Source organism: Actinoallomurus sp. NBC_01490 (assembly GCF_036227085.1).
Lineage (GTDB): Bacteria > Actinomycetota > Actinomycetes > Streptosporangiales > Streptosporangiaceae > Actinoallomurus > Actinoallomurus oryzae.
Genome location: NZ_CP109433.1, coordinates 11,056,849 through 11,079,357, shown reverse-complemented (window position 1 = coordinate 11,079,357; position 22,509 = coordinate 11,056,849). Strand labels below are relative to the sequence as shown.

Below are 22,509 nucleotides of genomic sequence, written 5' to 3'. Positions count from 1 at the left end.
GCCGAATCAACGGAGTATTCATGCTGTCCGAGCTGGCCTTCACCGCCGACGACCTGGCCTTGACCCGGTTCGTGGTGTCGCCGATGTGGGAGGTCGTCACCAGTTTCCGGCTGCTGGCAGCGGGCTCCGCGCACCCGGTTCACCGCCCCTGGCTCGACCAGGTACGCCCCCGAGTGGCCGCCGCTGGACTGGACTCGGGCCGGCTGTCCGAGCTCATCCCGGCCGCCGGCTACCTTCCCGACTTCCTCACCCCGCCTCCGGGCGACCTGGCCCCGACGCTCGGCTCGGAACTGGCCGCCATCCGCGCTACCCCGCCCGCAGAGGTCCACGCCGACCTCGACACGCTCGGCGCTCGCGGCGCCCGCTGCCGGGCCCTGCGCGCGAACCCGACGGCCCAGCTGGCACGGGTCGTGGAGGAGATCGAGGCCTACTGGGACGTGGCGCTCGCGCCCTACTGGGCGAAGATCCGCGCACTGCTGGACGCCGACCTGTTCCACCGCGCCCGTCAGGTGGCCGAGCGTGGCGCGGGTCACCTTTTCAACGACCTGCACTCCACGCTGAGCTGGGACGACAACACGCTCCGGATGGTCCGCCGGCGGTGTGGCATCTCGCGGGAAGGCGCCGGGCCGGGACTGCTGCTGGTGCCGTCGGTCTTCACGGTCCAGGTACTCACCTGTTCACGGCCGCCGGCGCCGCCGCAGCTCGCCTACCCGGCGCGGGGCACCGGCACCTTGTGGGAGCGCCGCCCGGTGAAACATGCCGAGGCGATCGCAGCCGTCATCGGCCGGTCCCGCACCACGCTCCTGACGGAGCTGGAGGCGCCGGCTTCCACGACGGATCTCGCCCGCCGAACGGGTATCTCGGCGGCCGGCGTCTCCCAGCATCTGACCGCCCTGCGCAACGCGGGCATGGTCAGCGCACATCGATCCGGACGCTCGGTCCTCTACGCCCGTACGGCGATCGCGGAATCACTCCTCGCCACGTCCTAGACCTTCCCCGGGTTGCTGCCGGCCCCGGGGCCATGGAAGGCCGGCCGAACTGGGGCTGGCCATGAGAGTCATGGTGTACGCGCTGGTGCATCGCCGCTACGGGCGTGCGCGTTGGGTGGCGTGCCTGGCCGCAAGCTCGGCCTTGATGATGATGGCGGACAGTCCGGACCCCAGTAGGTCGTGGACGTCGGACCGGATCGCGACGACTGCGACAGAACCCGCGGCGAAGGCCGCCGGCACGGGCCAGGCGGCGCGGGCCAGGCGGCGCGGGACGGCGGAATCACCAGGATGGACGCCGAAGCCCAGCCGAAGTGCGACGTCGTCCGGGCGTGGCAGGGCGACCGGCGCGGGCAACTCTCGTACCCGGTCGCCGGCCGCCCGCGCCACCGTCTTGATCTCCTCCAAGCGTGCCCGTGCGGCCAGACCGATGATCTTCGATAGGGCGTCGCCGAGCGTACGGTTGAGGTCGCAGGCAGCCCGCCTCCCGCTCCCGCGCGACCGACCGAGCGGCGAATTCGTCGCGCCCGGCGCACAGCGCGTCGCGGACACCCTTCCTGCTGCGACGCTGCGCGAGATTAATGAAATGAACGTCACGACAACTTGGCATAAGGAAATGTTTGTATCGGCGCACACCTTGGCGGCAGTTCGGCCTTCAGTGGCGCTGAGCGGTGTGCGCCAACCGGCTCCGGCACCACACCACGATGATCAGCCCCAGACCGAGAATCGACAGGCCGGCCACCCGAGAGACCACCAAGACCTCAGCGGTCGAGAGCATCAGCGCGAGGGCCGTCAGCACGACGGCATGGGCGACGAAGGTCGTGCCCATGATCGCGGTCAGAACCGACCCCGCCCGGCGACGGGCGGGGTCGGACTGCTCACCTTCCGATGGCCGACCCCGCCGCTTCGCCAGACGAGCCAGGAGGGGAAGCAGCGGTCTGTTGACCGCGACGGAGATGAGGAAGGTCAGCCCGAGCGGCCCGGTGACGACGGCCTCCTGGAGCTTGAGCACGAACGGGTTCCCGCCCGATAGCAGCACCGCGATCAGGGCGACGCCATAGGCGGCTACCGCGATGACGCCGATGGCGTCCAGGCGGCGGCGCCACCCGAACATAACGATCGTGCAGACGACGGGGACGGCCATTGCAAGCGCCAGGGCGACGGCGTCTCCAGATAGGTACGGGCGTGACAGCACATACACGAGCAGAGGGACGGCGCCGTTGAGCACGAGGCTCGGCAGGAGCGCCCGTAGCCGGTTCCCCGGCCCCGATGCCTGATTCACGACGATTCCCCCTTGGCGCCCTTGCGTCCGGTGACCCAGGCGACTCCGGACGCGACGAGGGCGATGGCGCCGACCGCTGTGGTGATCCACCCGATTCCGCCAAGGTTGAGTACTCCAACGACGATCAGCGCCACACCAGCGAGCGCCAGACGAACAGCCATGACATCCCCTTCCGCCGCGAGCGGTTGTAAGGTACCTGAAGTACTTTAGAAGGTACTATGGGTCTCTAGTTAGGGCAACCCATATGCCGTCTGATGGGACCTCGGTACCTTGGTGTCCGGCCGCTCCGTCGCTCGGCGGACTCATCGAGCACTCTCCGAAGTGGGCCTGCGTCAAGCCGTACGGGGCGTCGGGGAAGCGGGCCGGACCAGTGGAAGGAACACCAGGTCGACGATCTCGGCGATCGTCTCGTTCGAAACGCGTGATGATCTCTGCATCAGGTACTCATTGCGCAGCAGTGCCATGGCGACAGTCGCGATGCGCGGTGTCAGTGCGTCCTGCCGTGCCTGACCTCGAGCAACCGCCCGAGCTAGGACGGTCAGCATCGCTCCTGGCTCCCCATAGGCGATCTCGTCGCGCAGTCCGGCCATGAGTTCCGGTTCACGGTGCGCGTCCGCCATCAGGCCGCGGAGAATCTCTGCGGCGACCGGGGAGCTCAGCTGGTCGGAGGCCGTACGGAGGAGTGTGATGACATCCGACCGCAAATCGCCGGTGTCTGGAGGGCTCTCCGGGCGTGCGGCCAACTGCCGGTATCCGGCGAGCGCGAGTGATGCGCGACTAGGCCAGCGGCGGTAGATCGTCGACTTGTTCGTGCCGGCTCGCATGGCGACCCGATTCATCGTGAAGCGGTCATAACCGTTCTCGGCCAGCTCGTCGGCCGCGGCTCGTAGTACGGCGCGCTCGACCTCTGTGCCCGGTCGCCGTGAGCGTCGTACCTTGCCATCCACGTGTCTTGCCGCGTCGTGAGGCTTGTCAGTCGACTCCATCGCCGATCCTCCGTGTGAACCGAAATCCTTGCCGCCCTACCCGAACATGCCAACGGCTTTACGGTACTAGTAGTACCTTCTAGGAGGTTGATCGTCTTGATCGCATCAGAGCCAGCAGCGGTATGCAGCCAGTCGCCGTTCACTGAGAAGCCGCTGATGCGCCTCGCGGCGAGACGCGAGCTCGACGGCTGCCGGGGGTGGTACGCCGCGACGCCCAACGCGGCGCGACTCGGCCAGTGCCGGTAGATGGCGTTCTTGCTGGTGCCTGCTCGTGCGGCGACTCGGTCCAGCGTCATGCCCGGGTAACCCGCGTCGGCCAGTTCCTCTGCCGCTGCCCGCAGGATCACCTCCTCCAGTGCCGCGCCGTGCCGCCGCGTCGCTTTGGCCGATTCGACTGCGGCTTCTCGCTCGTCCACAGGTTCAGGCCTCTCAGTGGAAACTAGCAGTACCTGTTCAATGGTGTTGCATGCAGAGCTAGGGCTAATCTAGGGCACTAAGAGTACCCTGTGAGGGGCTGACGGTCATGACTGAGACCAGCACGGTGACGCCCCGACGCGGGTACCGCGCGTCGCGGCGCTCCACGAGCCGCTGGGGCTGGACGTGGGTGGCGCTGTCCGCGCTCGCGATCGCCATCTATGCGCCTCTGCCGTATTCGACGGGGCCGTTGGCGGAGTCCGGTGGTGCACTGGCGTCCGCGTACGAGGGCAAGCCCGCGCCGGTGCGTGCGGCGTTCTTCCTGCACGTCACGTTCGGTGGACTGTCGCTGTTGCTGGGCCGTGGCAGTTCGCTCGCGGGCTGCGCATCCGGCATCCGAAAGTGCATCGGATCGTCGGCTGGACGTCGACGGTGTCCATTGTCATCGCCTCTGCCGCGGCGCTGGTGCTCTCGACGGTCAATACCGCAGGCGCGGTTGGTTTCTTCGGCTTCGCCGCGCTCGCAGTGCTATGGTGCATCACCACGCTACGGGCGGTGCGCGCCGCACGTACCGGTGATTTCCGCGGCCATCAGGCATAGATGGTCCGCTCGTTCGCGCTCACGTACGCGGCCGTGACGTTGCGGCTGTGGCTGGTGGCACTCATCTTCGTGCAGTTGCCGTTCCTGTCCGGCCCCGACCCCGCGCAGATCGCGCGGGACAACGCGTATGCGGCGGTGCCGTTCCTGAGTTGGCTGCCGAACCTCGTCATCGCCGAATGATGATCCGCCGCCGCAACCTGCCCGGCCTCCGCATGGCGTCCACCTCTTGAGCTGAGCGGATGCCGTAACGGAGATTCCCTGTCTACTTCGATGCGCGTTGTGTGTGATCTCCGACGGACTGTCCGGCAACTGGTACTGGCGGCAGCCGCTGGTGTCCGCACAGTCAGAACCAGAGGAATCACACGCCTGCATCGATCGGTCGGTGATCGGAGTACGGGGAGCGCTGTGGATAGGGCTGTGCTGAACCTCGTTGTCGCGGGGGACACGGGCGTCGCGCGTACGCTGCGGAGAACCGGCCATTTCTCCATGGTGTTCAACGCCGTCTCCGCGGGCGAACTCCGTGCACTGGCACGCAGCGGGCAGGTCAGCCCGCCGACGGCGTTCATCTTCACTCCAGGATTCGCAGAGGACGTCCCCGGGGCCGATGTCGCCGTACTGGCGAACGGATTGGCCGGCAATGGATTCACGGTCCTGGTTCACAGCTTCTTCGCCGAACGCGGTGACCGCCTCAACGGGAACATACGCGTCACTGAGCGGGAGCTGCGGATACCGGAACTGCTGTCATTGCTGAGCATCGCCGAGCGGAACGCCGCATCGCCCCGGCCTCGACCTCAGTCCCCGCCTGGTCCACCGTGGCCTCCGGTCCAAAAGCAGCCGCAACGGCCCCCGATGCCGGAAGACCGACCAGGTCCGGAGCCGGCACCGATTGGCACATCGTCTCCAGCGCCCCGAAGGCACGGCCGGGTCGTCGTTGTCGCTGCGGCAAAGGGTGGTTCGGGCAGGACGAGCCTGTCCGTGAACCTCGCGGCCTACGCTGCGCAGCTGCTACGTACGGCCGGCCGCACGGGAACGGTGGTCCTGGTTGACACCAACGTCCAGCAAGCCGACGTCGCCCGGTACCTGAACGTCCGGTCTCCGACGATCCTGAATTTGCTGCAGGCGCCTGGAGCTCTCTCACCGGAAACGGTACGAGACCATCTCGCTCGCGTTCCCGAGATGGACCTGTACACGCTGCTTGGGCCGCCGGATGGTACCAATGCCGATCCAGCGTCGATCGACCTCGCGTCGTACCCGCGGATTCTCGCGGTGCTGCGCCAGGCGTTCGACTTCGTCTTCGTCGACACACCGGTCGCCGGGTTCCATGACCCGACGCTCACCGACCTGATCTTTCCTGAGGCGGACGCGATCTTGGTCCCGGTCGAACCCAGCCGGCCGACGCTGGAGACGGCCCATGCCTGGCTGAAGGCGATTACCACGCCGCAAGGTCCGCAAGGCGGCGGTGTCGCTCCGCAGAAACTGTCGGTCGTTCTCAACCGCGCCCGATCCGGCGTGGATTGCAGCTTGGAGGACGTCATGGCTCTGATGCCCGGCTGGCGAGTCGCCGGAATGATCCCTGACGACGGCGAATGGACTCGCGCAGTGAACGAGCACGATCTCATGGCGCTCAGGTGTGATCCGAAGCTGGGCGCCATATTCCGCGACATCCTGCAGGTCGTCACCGAGGATCCGGTGTTCGGCGCGGTTGCGATACCGACGAATGGCAGGGCGGACAGGCGAGAGGGGCCCTTCGGATCAAACCTCTGATGATTATTGGATTCCGCGACATCGTTTCTCGGAAGGACGTGCTCCCATGTCAGTCACACCGAACCCCAGCCCGGGCACGGACTTTTGGACCGTTCTCGGCCTTGGAGAGGGAATCTCGGGCCCGGAGGATGCGAAGGCCGCGCCCACCGCAGGCGAGTGCTCCGCCCGCCCCGAGCACCCGGCGGTCGCGGAGTGGAATACCGCCGAACCGAAGGCTGTGCCCGCTGAGCAGGGTGGGCTCGATCTGGAGGACACCATCCGAGACCGGCCGCCGTCGATCTCCGGTGGGACCGGTTCTCCGGTCGACGGCCTCACCGGCGAACAGGTCCAGACGCCTACCGCGCACGGCGAGTTCACCGCTGTTCAGATGTCGGCGGAAACGGCGGTTCCGTATACCCCCGCACCTAGGGCATCGGGACCGGCGGATGAGCGGAAGTGGCCCCCTCGATCGGAGCCCCCGCCGCTCCCGGAGCCGGAGAGTCGTCATTCCCGAGCCGAAGTGACCGGGAGAGCTCCAGAGGTGCCGATGACGCCGACGGCAAAGCGCGTTCAGGTACGGGACGTGGTCAAGCCCTCCGCCGTGGACTGGCTCTACCCGCCGCCGACGGCTGAGGTACCAAAGGGATACGTGTACACGGTCGGGCTCCAGGTCGTGCTGAACGGCTGGCCGCAGTTCGGCCAGCTCTGGTGGGATGAACGCGTCAACGAGGTGCACATCCGCGGCACTCAGGTGAGCGTGTGCGGGAGGCTCGGCGTCTGCCGGGTTCCCGGCTTCGGCAACCTCGCCATGGCGCGCTGGGCGATCGAGGCGATCACCGCGGCACAGGAGGAGGTCGGAGCCACGATCACGCATATCGGCGACTCCGTCGTGGTGAGCCGGCGGCAACCCACCGCCCCGTCCCCGGCCACGCTCATCGCCGCCGGAATCGTCACAGAGGAACAGCTCTCCCAGGTCAGAACGGCGCTGGAGCATACCCAGGCAGTGATCTTGACTGGGCCTGCCGCTCCGGTCGTCATGCGCTCCTTCGCGACGCTGCTCCCGGACGGCAGCCGGGTCTTTCAAGGGCCGTACGCGGCCATGCCCGGGTGGTGTGTCGCGGCGGCAACCCCGCTGGACGCCGACTACGTGGTCGGAGTACGCCCGGGCGTGACCGCCGAGCAGATGGCGGCGATGGGGCAGATCGGCGCTCTGGTCGCTAACCCGGAGACGCAGTTCGAAGCCGCGGTGCGCTTCGCCGTGCACGGAAGGGCCTCGGCGCCCGAGAAGTTGACGTCCGGCCTTCCCAATCGTGAGTCGCCGTGAGCCCCTTGCGCCGGTGGCGGGTTGGGTGACTTCATACCGCCGGGTAGATGTCCTCCGGCTCGCGTGAACCCCTCAGCTCGCGTTGGCGATGGGCCCGCTTAGCTTGGCCAGCGCCTTCTGCTGGATCTGCCGAACGCCCTCGCGGGAGAGGCCGATCTGCTCGCCGATGACGCGGAGCGACTGCTCAGGCATGTCGTCCAAGCCGAACCGGCGCGTGAGCACGTACCGTTCGCGGACATCCAGGGTCGGCCATCCCAGGTCGATCATGGCACGCAGCTGAGAACTCAGCAGTACTTCGTCCTCCAGACTCATCGACAGGTCTGCGAGCCGCTCCTCAAGGGAGATGATGTCCTCGTTCTGGGAGCCAACCGAGGCCTGCAGGCTGTCCAGGCGGGGTGGATCCAGAACACGACGGGCCTGGGCCGTGGTCACACCCGCCCGTCGGGCGATATCGACATGGTCCAGTACGGCGTCGGCTCCGAACTCCTCCAAGAATGCTTGTTTGGCGGCCAGGATGATCGGGCGCTTCTCGAAATCGCCGAGGTTGAGGTTGGGGTGGTCGGCATCCCGTACGGCGCGCAGAACCTCTCGCTGGATCGGTTTGAACGCCCAACTCGCGAATGGGCCGCGATCCGGGTCGTAGGACGAGATGGCCCACAGCAATCCGACCTTGCCAGCGCTCTCAAAGTCCTCACTGTGTCCAGTGGACCGGGAGGTGAAAGTGGCAACATATCGACGTACAAGACCGTAGTTCGCGGTCATTATCTCGTAAGTGAGATCGTCCAGCTCGCGCTCGGCGCAGCGCAACGCCGCTTCCGATGTCACGTCTGACTTGTCCGCGTCCACCAGGGCTCGCAGGCTGGCGATTCGAGCCTGCAGTTCCTTACGCCGGCCGAAGAGAGCGTCGTTGTGGGCGTGGAACCGGTCGGCGGCGGAGCGCTTATCGCCGCCTGGCTGCAGGATCTTCATCTCGCCTCCGGGCTTGTTCCTCCACATGGCTTTCGACGTGCACGATCGCGGAGAAAACCTTGGTCGAAAAGGGGCCGTTGACACGCCGTTGGCGGCCCCGACCGCAGCGGAACGTGGTTCCGGTGCAGCCCAGGCTTGCCGGAGTTATCGCAGGCAGCCCCAGCGATGGCGCTCATATCGCGATGCCTGACGAGTTGCCAGGAGGCTGTAGAGGGCGGGTCTGTTGACATAGGGTTGATACGGACTGGAGTTCGTGTTGAAGTTACGGCGGAGGCCTGGTGCGTGACGTACCGAGCCGCGGCGAGGCGGAACAAGTGACGTGGTCGCTGGTTCGGGGGTTGCCGATCGGCGGTCGTGCGGACTTTAGAGGTAATAGCGGGAGCTCTAATCTGCACAGCGAGGTCAGGCGAGTCATGGGCCCCGCCCGGACCATGAGAGGAACACCGACGGTGCGATCGATCCTGGGTGATCTGGTCTGGAATCCTCGTTCGTCGACACGCGCGCGGCACCTTCATCGGCCGCGACGCGAGCCGGGTCAAGCGTGTCGAGTGGCTGCTGAACCAAGTTTTTGGAAAAGGGAAAATTGCAGCTCGTCGAATCCTTCAGCGACCAGCCTGCCGTCCTCGGCAACGCGATGAGCCCGGTACACGTCATTGAAGTCCTCGTCGCGGTCGAGGAGCACCAGCTCGGCGGCATCGCCGCTGACAGGTTGAATGGCGAGGTCGCTGGTTGCCTGACCGGGCGCTACATCAAGGCCGTCGCGGAGCAGACCGGCTCGGCGGAAATCCGAGGTGCCCTGGGCTGATGCGACCTGTCCTCATATACGCCCAGGAGGGGTTCCTGCCCCGCGGTGTGGAAGACCTGACCGCAGGCGTGGGCCTGGCGGTCGACCACGACTCGCTGGTCGCCGCAGGCCAAGCCCTCACCTGGCGGTCGACATTCACGGTCGGTTCGATTATCGCGGTCCCGTTGACCGAGACGTCCGCAGTGATCGTCGATTTCGGTGGAGAGCGGGGGCCGGAACGATGGAGCGACCGGTTCGCCCGTGGGCTAGGTCACCGGCTCGCGGGCGAACTCACCATCGCGTCCGTCACGGCCGGCCTTCTTGTCGGGGCGGCCATGGGAGATGCGGCGGAGGACGCGAAGCTGCTCGGCTCGGCAATCGACGGGCTCACCGGGCTGCTCACCGACCTGGAGCACATCTGGATGCCAGAAGAGACGGCAGAGCGGATCGTCGCCGACACCGTCCAGACCCATCTTGCTCTCCTCGGCAGCGTCGCCGATCAGCGGGTTTCCGTGCGACCTCGGGGAGACTTCACCGTCCACAGCGTGCGGTCCCTGTCCGGTGAACTCGGACGGGCTGATCTTGAACGAGTGCGGCCGCGGGTCGGGTTGCCTTGGCCTGCCCGCGCGGGCGACGGGGTGGGCGGAGACCTGGGACTCGCCCGCTGGTGCAAGGCGATGCAGGTGCGAGGTCATCAGATGTGGTGCCGATTGGAGGACGACAAAGCCCTCGTCACTGACCTGTGGCTTCGGAATCGTCCCGAGGAACGATATAGCCGTACCCGATCTGGGTGATGATCAGCCCGTCTCCGAGTTTCCGGCGCAGCCGGGAGACGTGCTCGGCGAGCGTCCGGGAGACGCCACGGCTGGTGCCCCAGACGTGCATCATGAGCTCTTGCTTGGAGACGGCCCGGCCCCGGTTCTGAGCCAGGTACTCGAGAACGGAATACTCCATGGGCGCCAGCCGTACGGCCTCGCCGTCGTGGAAGACCTGCCGCGCGGCGAAATCGATCAGGATGGGCGGGATCTCCAGCCGATCGCTGCTCGTGGCCTCGCCGTGCGGAGCCGTACCTCCTGTGCTGCGCCGGAGGACCGCCTCGATCCGGGCGAGCAGTACCTCGGGATTGAATGGCTTGGCGATGTAGTCGTCTCCACCGAGCCGTAGGCCGAGCGCCTGGTCGTGCACCTCGGTGCGTACCGTCAGCAGGATCACCGGGGTGTGGTTACCCTCCTCACGCAGCTGGAGCATCAACGACAGGCCGCTGACGTCTGGAAGGTTGACGTCGAGCAGCGCGAGGTTGATGTCACCGCGCTGGAGCGCCTTCCGGGCGAGTTCCCCGGTGGGCGCAGACTCCACTTGGTGGCCCCGCTTGCGCAACAGAGTCGAGACCACCTTCACCAGCCGCGGATCGTCATCCACCACCAGTACACGTGCCACAACTACATGTTAACCATCAACGCACGTTTCGCCCCACTGGTATCAAGCGGCGCATGGCCACCCGACCGGCGGCATACTCCGCAGTCGGAGTAGCGGCGGGCGGCAGGTGTCACGCATTGATACGCTCTCCCCGCGGATGATGGCGTGAATCTCCGAATGAGGAGCGAAACGTGCGGGTACTCGTCATCGAGGATTCCCAGGTTGGGCGACTACTCCGCACAGTCCTGGAGCGGGACGGTCATGAGGCGGTCTTGGCCGAAGACGGTACGGAAGGCTGGCGCAGGCTGACCGATCCGGCCGGACCGCCCGAGTTGCTGATCCTTGACCGCATGCTGCCTGACGCGGACGGTGCCGATCTCCTGGCCAGGCTCCGCGCCGACTCCAGGATGGCGATGCTTCCGGTCCTCATGCTCACCGCCGCCGCCCGTTCGTCCGCCAGTCTGGACGACGGCACACTGACCCGCGTTCTCGGTAAACCCTTCGACCTTGAGGAGTTGCGCACGGTCATTTCGGGTCTCGCGGAGGGGTGAAGGGCACCTATTCCTGGCGGTCGCCCGGTTCCGCCGCCGGCGCCAGCGGCAACGACAAAGAGACTTGAAGACCGCCCGATGGTGCGGATGCCAGCGTGATGCGGCCGTGCATCGAGGTCATCAGGACGTTGGCGATGTGCAGGCCGAGCCCCGACCCGGGCATGTCCTTGGTCGCGACGGATCGAAAATAGGGCTTGAGCGCGAGGTGTTTTTCGGCGTCGGGGATGCCTGGTCCCTCGTCGGTGATCTCGATGACGCCGTAGTCGCCGTACTTGCGTGTTGCCACGGTGATCGGGCCGGTGGGTGCGTATTTTTCTGCGTTGGTGAGGATAATGAGCAGGCATTGCCGCAGCCGGACAGGATCGCCGCGCAGGTCGATCTGTGAGGATGCGTCGATCCGCGTCCGCGACGCCACCGACGGGAGGCTCTGCACCGTTCTGCGCAGCAGGTCTCGTGTCTCGATGACCTTGTCGGCGGGTGTGGGCCTGGCGGACGGGTTGCCCTCGATGACGTGGACGAGGTCGGTGATGACGTGTTGCATCATCTCGACCGCGTCGAGGATCGCCTCGCAGGAGTCGGTGCCGTCCTGGTCAGTGGTGGTCATGTTGAGCAGCTGGGCGTGACCGCGGATCGTGGTGAGCGGGCCGTGGAGCTCGTGGTGGACCGAGACCAACAGCAGATGCCGCATGTAGTCGAGCTGCCGTTCGGCTGACTTGTCGACGAAGACCACGGTGAGCTGGCCGGCCGTGGTGGGGTCCGCCGAACTCGAGCATGAAATCTCCACCCATAGGACGCGCCCGTCCCGGAGGGTCAGCATCGGTGTCCCGGACGGGTTGTCGGTGAGGTCGACGAGTGTGCCCTCCTCGTTCCTCAAGGTGAACAACTCCGTGGTCTGGTGGCCGATGGCCTCATGCGCCGGCATCCCTGTCATGTTCGCCATCGCGGCGTTCCACACCACGATTCGGCCGGATGCGTCCAAGACAAGGATCGCCACATCCGAATGGTTGATTGCTGCGCTGAGCCGTGCGCGTTCGTCCTCCAGCTCGTGCGTCGCCCAGATGTTCATCCAGAACGCGCCCAGTGCGCGGGCCGTGCTGGTGACCGTGATGCCGAGGATGCCGGTGATCATCCAGGACGCCAGGTAGGGGCCGTTGAGCCGCCTCCAGCCCATGAGTAGATACCCGGCGTCCCGCCCGTCCGGGGCGCGAAGCGGCGCGTACACCCCCGCCCGCCAGCCGTTGGGAAGCTGCTTTTGGGAGACCATCTCGGGCAGCGCACGAGACGCGGAATACTCCAACCGGTCCAGCTCGGCCGGACGCCGGTCATGGTGAACAGTGCCCTCGCGGGACGCCTTGGCCCACACGGCGCCCGAGGGAAGGTGCGTGTGCAGCCACATGACATCGGGCCCCATGATCCGGCGCAGGTCACCGACAAATGCGGCGAGCTCGGCGGCCGTTGCCCGCCCCGCCGCCATCAGACGCGGCAACTGCGGTAGCCGTTCCGCAGTGGACAGCGCCCTTTCTCGTGCGAACAGAACACGACGGGTCGCCAAGTAACCGGCCGCAGCGGGGAGTGCCGCCAAGGCCGCCCACACCACCTCTTCGGTCCGCATGGCAGTGACCACAAGGACCGTGAAGCCGACCGCGCAACCCGCCCTCGCCAGCCCGTCCGCCACCAGCACGGTCCGTACCGATCCGTTCATGAAAATGTTGACCGTTATCGTCGCGATCGCGAGAAGCCCCGCCTGCACGGCGGTGGGCGAAAGCGTAGGGAACCCCGTGGGGACTACCAGGAGTGCCGCGATGATCAGGCTGACCATTGTCTTGGCTGCGTCCGGCACGGCCTTCCATCGCCGCTTACCGAGCAATACCGCCTCACTGACAAGCACTGCCACGGCCCCGAGGACCGCTACGATCCGGCACTCGACCAGGCAGTACGCCAAGGGCGCCACGAAGGTCACGATCGAAGTGGTCAAGGGTGGTGGGCGCGACAGCCAGGTTGCGATCCGTGTCGACAACGGCTGAGTAGCTCTCATGAATCCTCGGAGGGTGAAAACGATGGCCTCGTGTACCTGATGCCGACCGGGTGGTTCGCGGTCACCAGACACTGCTCGCGGAGGTAGGAGGCGGATCCGGCGTTAGCCGTGTAACCCTGTCGGAAGCACTTCCGGTTGATGAATGATACACCTTAGGAACATGTGGAAATCACATGGAATTCCATGCAGATGTGTGCTGCATGTGCAACCGCTTTACCGATGAGAGTGATCCAAATGTTATATGTAAGACGTATCGGATGGATCTGTGCCCTCTCTCAGGGGTATGACGGCATGGTCTTTATGTCGGCCACAATCGTCGAATTCGAATTCGGCTCCGCCGCTTCTCTTGCTTTATCGGCCATCAGGGAACGGTCGGCCGCTATTTGATCTGGCGCATCACCGGTCTGATACGGAGGCCGATTACGGAGTATCCTGATCGCCTCATCGTGTGCCTCGCCCCATCTGCGGAGCCATGTATAGCCGAAAACATCCATCGCGGCGGCCTGGGCCTCAAGAATCTCAGCGTGCGAGGCGACCTCGCGTGCCTTGATGTAGTCGGACAGCCGCGCCCCACCGTTCACGGCCGCGACCATTTCACGCTCCGTGATTCCTATCTCGATCGCCTCGGCGTAACCGATCGCACGCTCGCCCCAGAATGTGAGCCAGAGGAGCCGCCACACCGTGGCATCCGACCTCTTGGCTGCGAGCAGATGGCCCAGTCTCATTTTTTTGTCCCGCGTCAGGTCGCCTGGGTGAGCAGTTAAACAAGGACTGTCCGTCGCAGCGTCGAAGCGGCAAGTACCGGATGCGTCGAAATCGCGAGACATAACGTGAGCGGGGGCCGGGCTTCTCGCTGTTTGCGGCCTGTTGTGAAGGTGTGGAATAGGAGCCGCTATACAGCGACGAGCGATGGTCGGCGTCGCCGCGACAGGCCCCAGCGTCTCCATTGCCGTCCGGCCGGGAACCAGCACAGTCCAGCTTGGTGCCGCACGGCCATCGCGGAGGGCGCACCGAACACAGAATGCGAGGGAGCGATGCGATATGGACCGACTTGTTACTGATGGCCCGCTCAAGGAGCTTTGGGCTATCTTCCTCGGTCTAGCCGATATGGCGGAGAATGGGGTTATTGAAGTTGATGACGTGCTACGCGAACTTCAGGGCCGTGAGATCGTCGACGCTGCCGGTTACACGTGGCGCATCGACCCCCTCACTCGGTCGTTCGTCCGCCGGGGTCCTGGGGAGGTGTCATGGCGGGCCACCGATCCGGAGAAATACGTCGGATCTGGAGCACCCGCCATCGGGCTCGAATCCGATGTAACCGCGTCGCCCTCGCCGTTCGTCTCATCGGATACCTCGGCCCCCCAGGAACCAGACGATGACAAGGACCTTGGCCTGTTGCAGGACCTCGGTTTCAGCACGGACTTGCGGAACCCCGCCGGCCCGCACCGGAAGCGTAATCTGATGCTTCTCATCGCCTGTGGTCTGCTCATGCTGCTCGTGCTGGTCGCCGTCGTCGTGACTCACCGGCCGACTCGACGGGCCGTCCCGCGATCGCGTAGCACACCGACGCCGACGCCATCGCGGGTAATAGTCATCATCCCTCCGCTGGTGACCGCAACAACCCCCTCTTCTCATTCTTCCCGGCCACACGCAGTTCCTTCGTAGCGTCCTTCTTCGACCTACTACGGCCGGTGGGGGAGCAGGCGTCACCGCCACGATCGTCAGATGATGAACAGCATGGACAGTGGTGTCGCGCCTCACGCCACGGGCGAGGATTCGTCTTCCTCTGGAGGGTTCACGTCAGCGGCGATTCCGCCGACGATCCCCTGGTTCGCGTTGTACCTCCGGATCATCTCCTCGACTGCCTGCTTGCCCTTGGCGATCTGCTCCTGGTCCTTGCGCTTCCACCAGGGGGTGAGCCACATCTCGACTGGCCGGGCTGTGCCCGCGACGACGGCCGCGCGGCCGAAGGGCATGGTCCTGATCTCTTCGGGTTGCAGCGCCGGCTTGCCGTTGTGCTTACCGACGAGATCGGAGAGCTCGGCGAGGTCCTTGGGGGTACCGGTGCCGCCTGAGATGATCCGGAACGTGGCGTTGTCCCACAGGCGCGCCGTCCCGTCCGATCCCCACTTCATACGCGCGTCCGCCAGCGACGTCAGGTAGGCGTGCACGGTGATGCCGTAACCGCCAGACTCGCCCATGTAGGTCGGAAGGCCACCGATCGGGCAGATGTCGGTCACCTGGTTCAGCTCGAAGGTCAGAGGAGGGTCGAGGCGGCCGGTCGGGTTCTTCATCGCCGCACCGCGAGCCGACCGGAAGAACTGTTCGACGATCGTGGTGACGATCGGCGCGACGCCCCCGTAGTCGCTCTGCTGCTTGCTGACGAAGTACAAGGTGTTACGGCCTTTGAGGAACTCCTTGTAGTTGAACTCCTCACCGGGGGCCGGTGAGAGGTCATCCAGAATGCCGGGGATGGAGAAGCAGCTCATGACCTGCATGACGCCAGGCCAAAGCCGTTGGTCCCGCCCGTTGAATTCCAGCTGCGCCGCATACCCCGGGGCGGCCCTGCCGTCGTGCTCGCCCCGGCGCAGGATGTCTATCGCTTCATCGCTGTTGGCCTCGTAGACCCAGCGCACCACGTCACGAATGGTGAGCCCGCCGATCGCGCCGGCGTGCAACAGGCAGCGGATGATGGTGATCACCCCACCGGTCGTCTCGGCCCCGTGCCCGGTGAGAACGAAGCCGCTCGTTTGGGCGAGCGTGCCGGATCGGACCGCGCACACGTTGATGTCCTCACATCCGTCCAAGAACGACCAGCGCATCCGATGCGGCCAAGCGGTCCAGTTGAACGGGTCGAACACATACACCTTGCCGTACTGTGCCCGCACCATGGCGGTGTTGATGAACGTTTCCCGCCGACTGGAGGTGACGATGCAGGGACCTGGCGCGTCGATGGTGAAAGGCGTGACGAAGTGCACGTCCTTTCCCTGCCGGGGTGCCGCGACGACGATCATCATGTCTTCCTGGGACATGTACAGCTTCCGCCGGGAGCGGATATCCCGGCCGATGCAAAAGCCCACTTCCTCGGGCTTCACCTTGTTCGCGGGCCGGTTCGCGGTGGACGGCCGGATCTGCCGAGCCTTGCTCTGGACGGTCCGGGCGCTGAGCAGCTTGCGGACCTCCCAGCCGGACGCGAAGCCCAAGCGCATCCGCCGGTACGGCCGGCGACGCCGCCAGTTCAGAACCAGCCGCACAAAGATGTAGAGCCCCACCGCCACCAAGACGAGGAGCACGGCCAGCAAGATGAAGAACACCCAGACAGACCCCAGCGCAGCAGCCGCCGCGGGCGGCCACGCACTGCGCGGATCGCCCGGATGCTGCACGAAATGGAAGGCGACCTTCGGGAAGTCCATCGGGCTGGAGTCCGGCCAGCCGCCGCCGGTGAGCAGGCCGGACAGCTGACCCGCCAGCCAAGTCACGAAACTGCCTACTCCCCCCAGCAGAGCGACCACAAGGCTGCCACCCATGAGGAGTACGTACACGTCATCGTCATCGCCAGCACTCATTAAAGCTCCTCACTTCGACTCCGAGCGGCCTCGGCCGCTCCCCTGGCCAGGGACTGTTACTCGCCGGAGACGATCACATCGGAGATCCGCCAGGGATCGTGTCCGGATGACCTGACCAGCGACATGTAGACCACCGCCTTACGGGGAGTACCGCGCCAACGGTCCCGTCCCGTGGGGACCGTGGTCATTTCCCACTGGCGGTAGGCGCCGGTCGGTCCGTCGGTCGGCGCCCCGGCCTCCCGCCTGAGTGGCCGAAGCCGTACCGCGAGGTAGACCCGATGCTGACGCCATTCAATGGGGATGTGCTGCATGGGTTCCGCATCGATTTCGGTCTTGAAGGCGGGGGTGAGGTAGCGCGCCGCACGTAGCTTCGCATTTCGCAACCCCTCATCGACGGTGCTGTCGACCGTGTACATGACGGTCAGAGCCGCCCGCGAGACCGCCGTCGCGTCTTTCTGATTGATCCGGCGAGGGTCCGGCAAACCGCCAGGTATCCGAGGACTTCGCGACGGCGACGCCATCGGCGAGCTACTGCCGAGGGTCGGAAAAAAGCTCGCCGTGTCCGGACTGGACGGGCGTCCATCCGACCGTCCACGCTCCCCGCTGCTACAGCCGGCCACAAGAGCGGCTGCCGACACGACACAGAATATGGAACGGGTTCCAGCCATCAACACGCCGGTCACGTCACGCCCTCGCCGAGGGCGTGACCCGACGGGCTCCCGAATAGCCCAAATAGCTCGCTACGGAATCAAAGTCAGAGAATTTGACGACGTCACCGCTTTTTGGGGCCTGAACTATCCAGCGCCTACCATTGAACGTGCCGTAATAGATGCCCATATGGCCCAAATTTTTTTCAAAGAAGACCAGATCGCCGGGGGCCAACTGTGAGCGGGACACCTTGGTCACCTGGTTACTGTTGAACATTGCTGTAGTAATATGATCGAACAAAATTTTCTTGCCAGTCGCGATCCAGACGGCGTATCGGGCGAGGCCCGAGCAGTCGAAACCGTAGACGTGAACGCCACTCGGGCCGCCTTCTTGAGGCTGACCAAAACTAGGGCCGTCGTCAATAACGTCAAAAATACCGTCGCGGGTGATCTTGCCGCTCGTGGTGGAAGCGGGATCTCCGCCCCCCCATGAATAGGGGATCGGTCTTTTGACTTGGTTGGGCACATGCGGCTTCCCCGCTTCCGGCGCCGCAAAACGTGCGGCAACAGCAGCGATGCGCTGCCCCAAAGGTCCCGTCGGGACTGGCAATGTACAGCTCTGACCCGCGTAGTTCGCCGGGGCCACGCCATAATCACCGCGGTGGTAACGCTGTGCTTGTGCTAGCACCGCGTCGGCGTAGCGACCGCTGGGGTCGCCGCCGTAGCTGTTCAGCGCATGGCGGAGGTCGTGGGACGCGCCGAGGTGTATGAGGTAGTTCGCTGTGGAGTAAATCGCGTCGGCCGGATTGCCTCGGTCGACTTTGCCGTCACCGTTGCCGTCGATGCCGTAGCTTCGCCAAGTGCCGGGGATGAACTGCATGGGACCTCCGGCGCCGTAGTAATTCTCTGTAACACCGTCCGCTCCAACGCGGTCTCCTTGGTAACGACCGTGATTAGTCTCCCTCTTTCCGATCGCGGCGAGCACTTCCCATGGAACGTGGTAACTGTAAATGTCAGGAGGGATGCGCGTGGCAGCAGCCATATACAGAGTCTTATAGTTATCGGGTATGTCGTCCGACGCTTTCTTGGAGGTTCGTTGCCGGGTCGGGGCCAGACGACGGTCGCCTTGAGCCGCATGATGCGACGGCACGACCTGCAATGGTTCCACCCCTGCGGGGCCGCCCGGGCCGCATATCTGCGTCAGGTTAAGCGGATCGGAAAGCATGGTTACCACCAACGATGTAAGCACCAGAGCCATGAGGAGTCCTGTGAGGCTGGTGAACTTCCCAATGAAGATCCATAGAACGATCCTCGTTGATGTCCATTTGCGGTGGGACGAGCTCACATCACTTCGCCCCCGATCACGCAGCTGCTCGAAGTTGGAGACAATGGCCCGAACGGTCGTTGGACACATACATGTGATCGCGGGTCGGCCGGCCGGTCACCGGAGCCGCCGACGGGCGAAGCGCGATTCACACGTTCTTGGCAAGACCACGTGCCGTCGGCCCCTTGGGTGCCGGGCAGGTGGCGCGGTGAAGGGCGTAGGCAACTGTTCCGGCATGTTTCACCTCCCGCCATGCCCGGATCAAGACAGTGCGGCCACCGCCCGGATGCGCAAGGCCCACCTTCTACCGTCGGCGCGGTCGGTGCTGGCGGCGGCGGCGTTCGCCCGCACTGTTCGCTTTGGAGGGACCGGTCGGGCTTGGCCGGCCGACGACCAGAGCACTGAGGAAACTTGTGATGGCTACTGCGCCGAACCTCGTCGTGGCGGGGCACCCGGGCGTCGCGCGGAAGCTCCGCGGTACTGGATGGTTCCCGGTCGTATTCGATGTCGTCTCCGCCTCGCAGCTTCGGGATCTCTCCAAGAGCGGCAAGGTGGGATCGTCGGCCGCTTTTGTGTTCGCGCCGTGGTTCGACGAGGACCTGCCTGGCGCGGGAGTCGCCGTATTGGCCAACGGCCTGGCCCGGGCCGGATTCACCGTCCTCGTCCACGCGGACTTCACCGAACGCGGCGAGGTCTTCGACCCGAAGGTGGTCACGGCCGCGAAGAAGATGACTATGTCGGATCTGCTGGCGGCGGTCGGCGTCGTCCAGCCGGAGCCTCAATCAGAACTTCAGCCCGAGCCGCCGCCGGAACCCTGGACGGTTCCAGGATCACCACCTGCTCGCCCGGCGATTGAAGCCAGGGTGCTACCGCAGAGATCGGCCGGCGCCGAAGCGGCTCCCCGTCCTGTTCTGATGAGCTCTGAAGAATGGCAGAGGCGTCCTGGAACCGCGCGCGTGAACACTCAAATCGTGGCGGACGCGGCCCAGGCCTCGCCGGTCGGCGATTCCGTCGAGCATGGCATCGTCATCGCGGTCGCCTCGGCGAAGGGCGGGGTCGGTAAGACGAGCACGACCGTGAGGCTCGCGGTGCTTACCGCGAAGCTGCTCCAGAAGGCAGGGCGGACGGGGTCCGCCGTGGTGGTGGACGCCAACTTCCGGCAGGCCGATGTGGCGCGCTACCTCAACTTGAAATCACCGACCATCCTGGATCTACTGCAGGCGCCCGGGGCGCTTTCTGCGCAGGCGGTGCGCCATAACCTCGCGCATGTGCCCGAGGTCGGTCTCTACGCGCTGCTCGGCCCGCCGGACGCCGTAAGCGTCGACCCTTCAACGGTCAACTCGACGCTGTACCGCCGGATCCTCACGGCGCTGCGCCAGACGTTCGACTTCGTGTTCGTCGACACGCCGGTCGCCGAGCCGTACAAGAGGACGTTCGCCGACCTGATCCTCCCCGAGGCCGATGCGATCCTGGTGCCCCTCGAAGCGAACCGGGTGACGCTCGAGGCCGTCCGTTCGTGGCTGTCGGCCATCACCATGCCTCAGCATTCGCGGGTCCCGCAGGTCTCGGCCGAGAAGATCTTCATGATCCTCAACCGGGCACGACCCGACGTGGAGTGCGGGCCCGAGGAGGTCATGGACCGGCTGCGCGGCTGGCGCTTCGTCGGCCTGATCCCCGAGGACGAGGGGTGGATACGGGCCGTGAATAACCGCCAGCTGATGAGCCAACGCTTTGGACCGGACCTTGAGAGGACACTTCGGGGAATCCTACGGGACGTCAGCGGTGACCCCGTTTTCGAGGGCTTGGAGAGCCGGCGGCCGGACGGCGTCAAAGAGTCGCTGAAGAAACTGCTCACCCCGAAGCTGAGCTGACCGAAGGTCCACCGACCGGACTGTCACCCGGTTCGTGGAGACCCCTCAAGAGCCCGCTTCAGGGTCGGTTTTCCGGAAAAGCCGGTGGATCCCGTAGCGGCGCCCCCACCCGTGGAGCCCGCTTCCTGATTCTGGACACGCCCGGTCGTCAAAAAACTCTAAACGGACTTCGCGGTGCGAGGTTGACGCCCGCAACAGCGTACGGACGGTCCACCACACAAACACAGAGCAGCCCCTCTTATTTATGCAAAGGAGGGCATAATCATGCAAGTGCCGCTAGGCGTCACCAGGGAATACCGGCCATCCGGTCTAGAGGTGACTCTGCCGGACGCGCCGGCCGTGGCGGCGGATGCCCTTCAGCAGCGGAACGTCCCAGATGGACGGTTCCAGGCCCATGCAGTCGTACCGGCCCGTCTGTCGCCGCCGCCCACGAGTCCGCTGGGGCTGGCCGGTTACAGTGGTTCCGGCCCGGACCTCTGGTTCTCCTCATGCCACGGGGGCGCCGGCACATCCACGCTGGCTGCTCTCATCCCCAACAGCGTGAGCGCCGGACGATATTGGCCGACGCCTGTGCCCCCCGGACAGTCTCGGGTGCTCCTCGTCGCGCGCAGCCACGCCTCCGGGCTCTGCGCGGCTCAGGCCGCCGCCCGGCAGTGGGCCGCGGGCGTCCTCCCGAACGTACGGCTGCTCGGGCTGGTGGTTGTTGCCGATGCCCCCGGGAAACGACCGAAACCACTGAAGGATCTTGTACATCTGATCTCCGGCGGCGTGCCTCAGGTATGGGAGCTTCCGTGGGTAGAGGCATTGCGGCTCGGCGATCCTCCGGACCAGACCAAACTGCCGTCCGCCTTCGCACGTCTGGCCAATGACATAAATCGCATAATTTCCGAGGACGCACATGCTTAGTGTGATGATTCCGTGGTCAAGTGACCTCCTTCAGCACGCGGTACACCACATTCATAGCGCCACGTATACGTCTCTCCTGGACATTGTAAGCAAACCGAAACCCCCGGTGGAAGACCCGAGCACCATCCCTGACCCCGGCCTGGGCACCCCACCGCCCCAAGTCGTAGTCGACAAGATAGTTATGATCGTGGGCTGGGTCGTATGGTTCGGCGTGGGGTCGGGTGTGGTTGCGATTATCGTGATCGGCATCCGGATGACTATCAACCACCATAGGGGTCAGAGCGGCAGCCACATCGCGAGTATGGTTATCGTGGGTTTCGGCATCGTTACTATCATATCTGGGCGAGCAATCGTCGTCTGGATCCTTATTAATTAAGGAAAGAGATGACTCGACGCACCCATGCCGCACACGGAGATCGTCGTCAGATTTCACGGCTACCATGGCAGCGTGTATTCCGGCTACTGGGATCTCTTTCCCTTGTAGCCGTCCTGGGCACGATCGGCTTTGCCTATTGCTCCGTCCAGGACGCTGTTCGGTATGTCTCCGGTGAGCACTACCCGACGGAGCGACCCTGGGCAACCCATCAGATCCCCGCTCGCCACATACAGCTCGCAGCCGCCCTTATGCATCAGACGGAGGGTCCTTGTGATCATGTAGGCGGTTATGCCTGGAAAGAGTGCATGAAGCACCCTGACATATGGAAAAACCCATCGGAGAGATCGGAGGGTCCTTGTGATCACATAGGCGACGATGCCCGGAAAGAGTGCATGAAGCACCCCGACGAATGGAAAAATCCAGCGGTGCCCTCGCCTCCAGGCGCCCCACCATCCGGTAACCGGATCCCCCTCTACGTACCTTATCCGGCCAACCAACCCGATCCCGATGGGGCGGCAAGCCCAGCGAAGCGGATACTCGGGATGCTGTTCTATGGCGGTGCCGCTAGTTTGATCGCGGGAGCTGGCCTCTTGGGAAGAGATATGGTGCTAAGGCATAATCGTGGAGAGTTCGGCGCGCACGCCCGCGGCCTGGGCTGGTGGCTGATCTATTGTGGCGTGATAGCCTCCGCGCCAGAAATTATCGGCGCTTTTTTGGGAAGTTAAGTGG

The 22,509-nt window shown here is 65.1% G+C and carries 23 protein-coding genes; 10 read left to right on the top strand and 13 right to left on the bottom strand.

Annotation, left to right across the window (positions count from 1 at the left end; genetic code table 11):
* Positions 1 to 20: 20 nt before the first annotated feature.
* Positions 21 to 989 carry an ArsR/SmtB family transcription factor gene (locus OG417_RS51125; protein ID WP_329246155.1) on the top strand — a complete coding sequence of 323 codons (969 nt, stop codon included), beginning with the start codon at positions 21 to 23 and terminating at the stop codon, positions 987 to 989.
* A 96-nt stretch (positions 990 to 1,085) separates the two neighbouring features.
* Here OG417_RS51125 and OG417_RS51120 read toward each other — a convergent pair whose 3' ends face one another.
* From OG417_RS51120 to OG417_RS51100, 5 genes are all read right to left on the bottom strand, one after another.
* A complete protein-coding gene (locus tag OG417_RS51120) occupies positions 1,086 to 1,394 on the bottom strand; it encodes a hypothetical protein (protein WP_329246152.1) in 309 nt (102 codons plus the stop codon).
* 247 nt (positions 1,395 to 1,641) lie between these two features.
* Positions 1,642 to 2,268 (bottom strand): VC0807 family protein, encoded by a 627-nt coding sequence (locus OG417_RS51115; protein WP_329246149.1) that lies wholly within the window; start codon positions 2,266 to 2,268, stop codon positions 1,642 to 1,644.
* Positions 2,265 to 2,429 carry a hypothetical protein gene (locus OG417_RS51110; RefSeq protein WP_329246147.1) on the bottom strand — a complete coding sequence of 55 codons (165 nt, stop codon included), beginning with the start codon at positions 2,427 to 2,429 and terminating at the stop codon, positions 2,265 to 2,267. The genes OG417_RS51115 and OG417_RS51110 overlap by 4 nt, the downstream gene beginning before the upstream one ends.
* A 171-nt stretch (positions 2,430 to 2,600) precedes the next feature.
* Positions 2,601 to 3,215 carry a TetR/AcrR family transcriptional regulator gene (locus tag OG417_RS51105; RefSeq protein ID WP_329246145.1) on the bottom strand — a complete coding sequence of 205 codons (615 nt, stop codon included), beginning with the start codon at positions 3,213 to 3,215 and terminating at the stop codon, positions 2,601 to 2,603.
* Positions 3,104 to 3,601: a helix-turn-helix domain-containing protein gene (locus OG417_RS51100; protein ID WP_329263122.1), complete on the bottom strand. Its 498-nt coding sequence runs from the start codon at positions 3,599 to 3,601 to the stop codon at positions 3,104 to 3,106. The genes OG417_RS51105 and OG417_RS51100 overlap by 112 nt, the downstream gene beginning before the upstream one ends.
* Positions 3,602 to 3,854: 253 nt before the next feature.
* On the opposite strand from OG417_RS51100, the gene OG417_RS51095 reads away from it, so the two are divergent.
* The 4 genes from OG417_RS51095 (at position 3,855) to OG417_RS51080 (ending at position 7,335) form a co-directional block, all read left to right on the top strand.
* Complete coding sequence (locus OG417_RS51095) at positions 3,855 to 4,268, top strand: DUF2306 domain-containing protein (protein WP_329246142.1); 414 nt, start codon at positions 3,855 to 3,857, stop codon at positions 4,266 to 4,268.
* Positions 4,269 to 4,448, top strand: a complete 180-nt coding sequence (locus OG417_RS51090; protein ID WP_329246140.1) for a hypothetical protein — start codon at positions 4,269 to 4,271, stop codon at positions 4,446 to 4,448.
* Between the two features lie 237 nt (positions 4,449 to 4,685).
* Positions 4,686 to 6,032, top strand: coding sequence for an AAA family ATPase (locus tag OG417_RS51085; protein ID WP_329246137.1), 1,347 nt, complete (start codon positions 4,686 to 4,688; stop codon positions 6,030 to 6,032).
* 526 nt (positions 6,033 to 6,558) lie between these two features.
* Positions 6,559 to 7,335, top strand: a complete 777-nt coding sequence (locus OG417_RS51080; RefSeq protein ID WP_329246135.1) for a hypothetical protein — start codon at positions 6,559 to 6,561, stop codon at positions 7,333 to 7,335.
* A gap of 72 nt (positions 7,336 to 7,407) precedes the next feature.
* On the opposite strand, the gene OG417_RS51075 is transcribed toward OG417_RS51080, so the two are convergent.
* Positions 7,408 to 8,304 carry a sigma-70 family RNA polymerase sigma factor gene (locus tag OG417_RS51075; protein WP_329246132.1) on the bottom strand — a complete coding sequence of 299 codons (897 nt, stop codon included), beginning with the start codon at positions 8,302 to 8,304 and terminating at the stop codon, positions 7,408 to 7,410.
* Positions 8,305 to 8,887: 583 nt separating this feature from the next.
* Between OG417_RS51075 and OG417_RS51070 the strand changes: the two genes are divergently transcribed.
* Together OG417_RS51070 and OG417_RS51065 are read left to right on the top strand one after the other, a co-directional pair.
* Positions 8,888 to 9,109, top strand: a complete 222-nt coding sequence (locus OG417_RS51070) for a hypothetical protein (protein ID WP_329246129.1) — start codon at positions 8,888 to 8,890, stop codon at positions 9,107 to 9,109.
* Entirely contained in the window at positions 9,109 to 9,882 is a 774-nt protein-coding gene (locus OG417_RS51065; protein WP_329246127.1) for a hypothetical protein, read from the top strand. Before OG417_RS51070 ends, OG417_RS51065 begins: the two co-directional genes overlap by 1 nt.
* On the opposite strand, the gene OG417_RS51060 is transcribed toward OG417_RS51065, so the two are convergent.
* Positions 9,821 to 10,525, bottom strand: coding sequence for a response regulator transcription factor (locus OG417_RS51060; protein ID WP_329246125.1), 705 nt, complete (start codon positions 10,523 to 10,525; stop codon positions 9,821 to 9,823). The genes OG417_RS51065 and OG417_RS51060 overlap by 62 nt on opposite strands.
* Before the next feature lie 170 nt (positions 10,526 to 10,695).
* Here OG417_RS51060 and OG417_RS51055 point away from each other — a divergent pair, with 170 nt between their 5' ends.
* The gene (locus OG417_RS51055; protein ID WP_329246123.1) at positions 10,696 to 11,055 is read left to right on the top strand and encodes a response regulator; all 360 of its coding nucleotides are present in this window, start codon (positions 10,696 to 10,698) and stop codon (positions 11,053 to 11,055) included.
* Between the two features lie 7 nt (positions 11,056 to 11,062).
* Here the strand turns inward: OG417_RS51055 and OG417_RS51050 are convergent, their stop codons facing one another.
* From OG417_RS51050 to OG417_RS51025, 6 genes are all read right to left on the bottom strand, one after another.
* Positions 11,063 to 13,015: an ATP-binding protein gene (locus OG417_RS51050; protein WP_329246121.1), complete on the bottom strand. Its 1,953-nt coding sequence runs from the start codon at positions 13,013 to 13,015 to the stop codon at positions 11,063 to 11,065.
* Between the two features lie 350 nt (positions 13,016 to 13,365).
* Complete coding sequence (locus tag OG417_RS51045; protein ID WP_329246119.1) at positions 13,366 to 13,815, bottom strand: hypothetical protein; 450 nt, start codon at positions 13,813 to 13,815, stop codon at positions 13,366 to 13,368.
* A 616-nt stretch (positions 13,816 to 14,431) separates the two neighbouring features.
* On the bottom strand, positions 14,432 to 14,614 hold the full coding sequence (locus tag OG417_RS51040) for a hypothetical protein (RefSeq protein ID WP_329246115.1): 183 nt from the start codon (positions 14,612 to 14,614) through the stop codon (positions 14,432 to 14,434).
* A gap of 233 nt (positions 14,615 to 14,847) precedes the next feature.
* Positions 14,848 to 16,656, bottom strand: a complete 1,809-nt coding sequence (locus OG417_RS51035) for a type IV secretory system conjugative DNA transfer family protein (protein ID WP_329246112.1) — start codon at positions 16,654 to 16,656, stop codon at positions 14,848 to 14,850.
* Positions 16,657 to 16,712: 56 nt separating this feature from the next.
* Entirely contained in the window at positions 16,713 to 17,072 is a 360-nt protein-coding gene (locus OG417_RS51030) for a hypothetical protein (RefSeq protein ID WP_329246109.1), read from the bottom strand.
* A 268-nt stretch (positions 17,073 to 17,340) separates the two neighbouring features.
* Positions 17,341 to 18,561, bottom strand: a complete 1,221-nt coding sequence (locus OG417_RS51025; RefSeq protein WP_329246107.1) for a C40 family peptidase — start codon at positions 18,559 to 18,561, stop codon at positions 17,341 to 17,343.
* A gap of 482 nt (positions 18,562 to 19,043) precedes the next feature.
* Between OG417_RS51025 and OG417_RS51020 the strand changes: the two genes are divergently transcribed.
* Together OG417_RS51020 and OG417_RS51015 are read left to right on the top strand one after the other, a co-directional pair.
* Positions 19,044 to 20,498, top strand: a complete 1,455-nt coding sequence (locus OG417_RS51020; protein WP_329246105.1) for an AAA family ATPase — start codon at positions 19,044 to 19,046, stop codon at positions 20,496 to 20,498.
* A 264-nt stretch (positions 20,499 to 20,762) separates the two neighbouring features.
* Positions 20,763 to 21,404, top strand: a complete 642-nt coding sequence (locus OG417_RS51015; protein WP_329246102.1) for a DUF6668 family protein — start codon at positions 20,763 to 20,765, stop codon at positions 21,402 to 21,404.
* Positions 21,405 to 22,509: the final 1,105 nt, after the last annotated feature.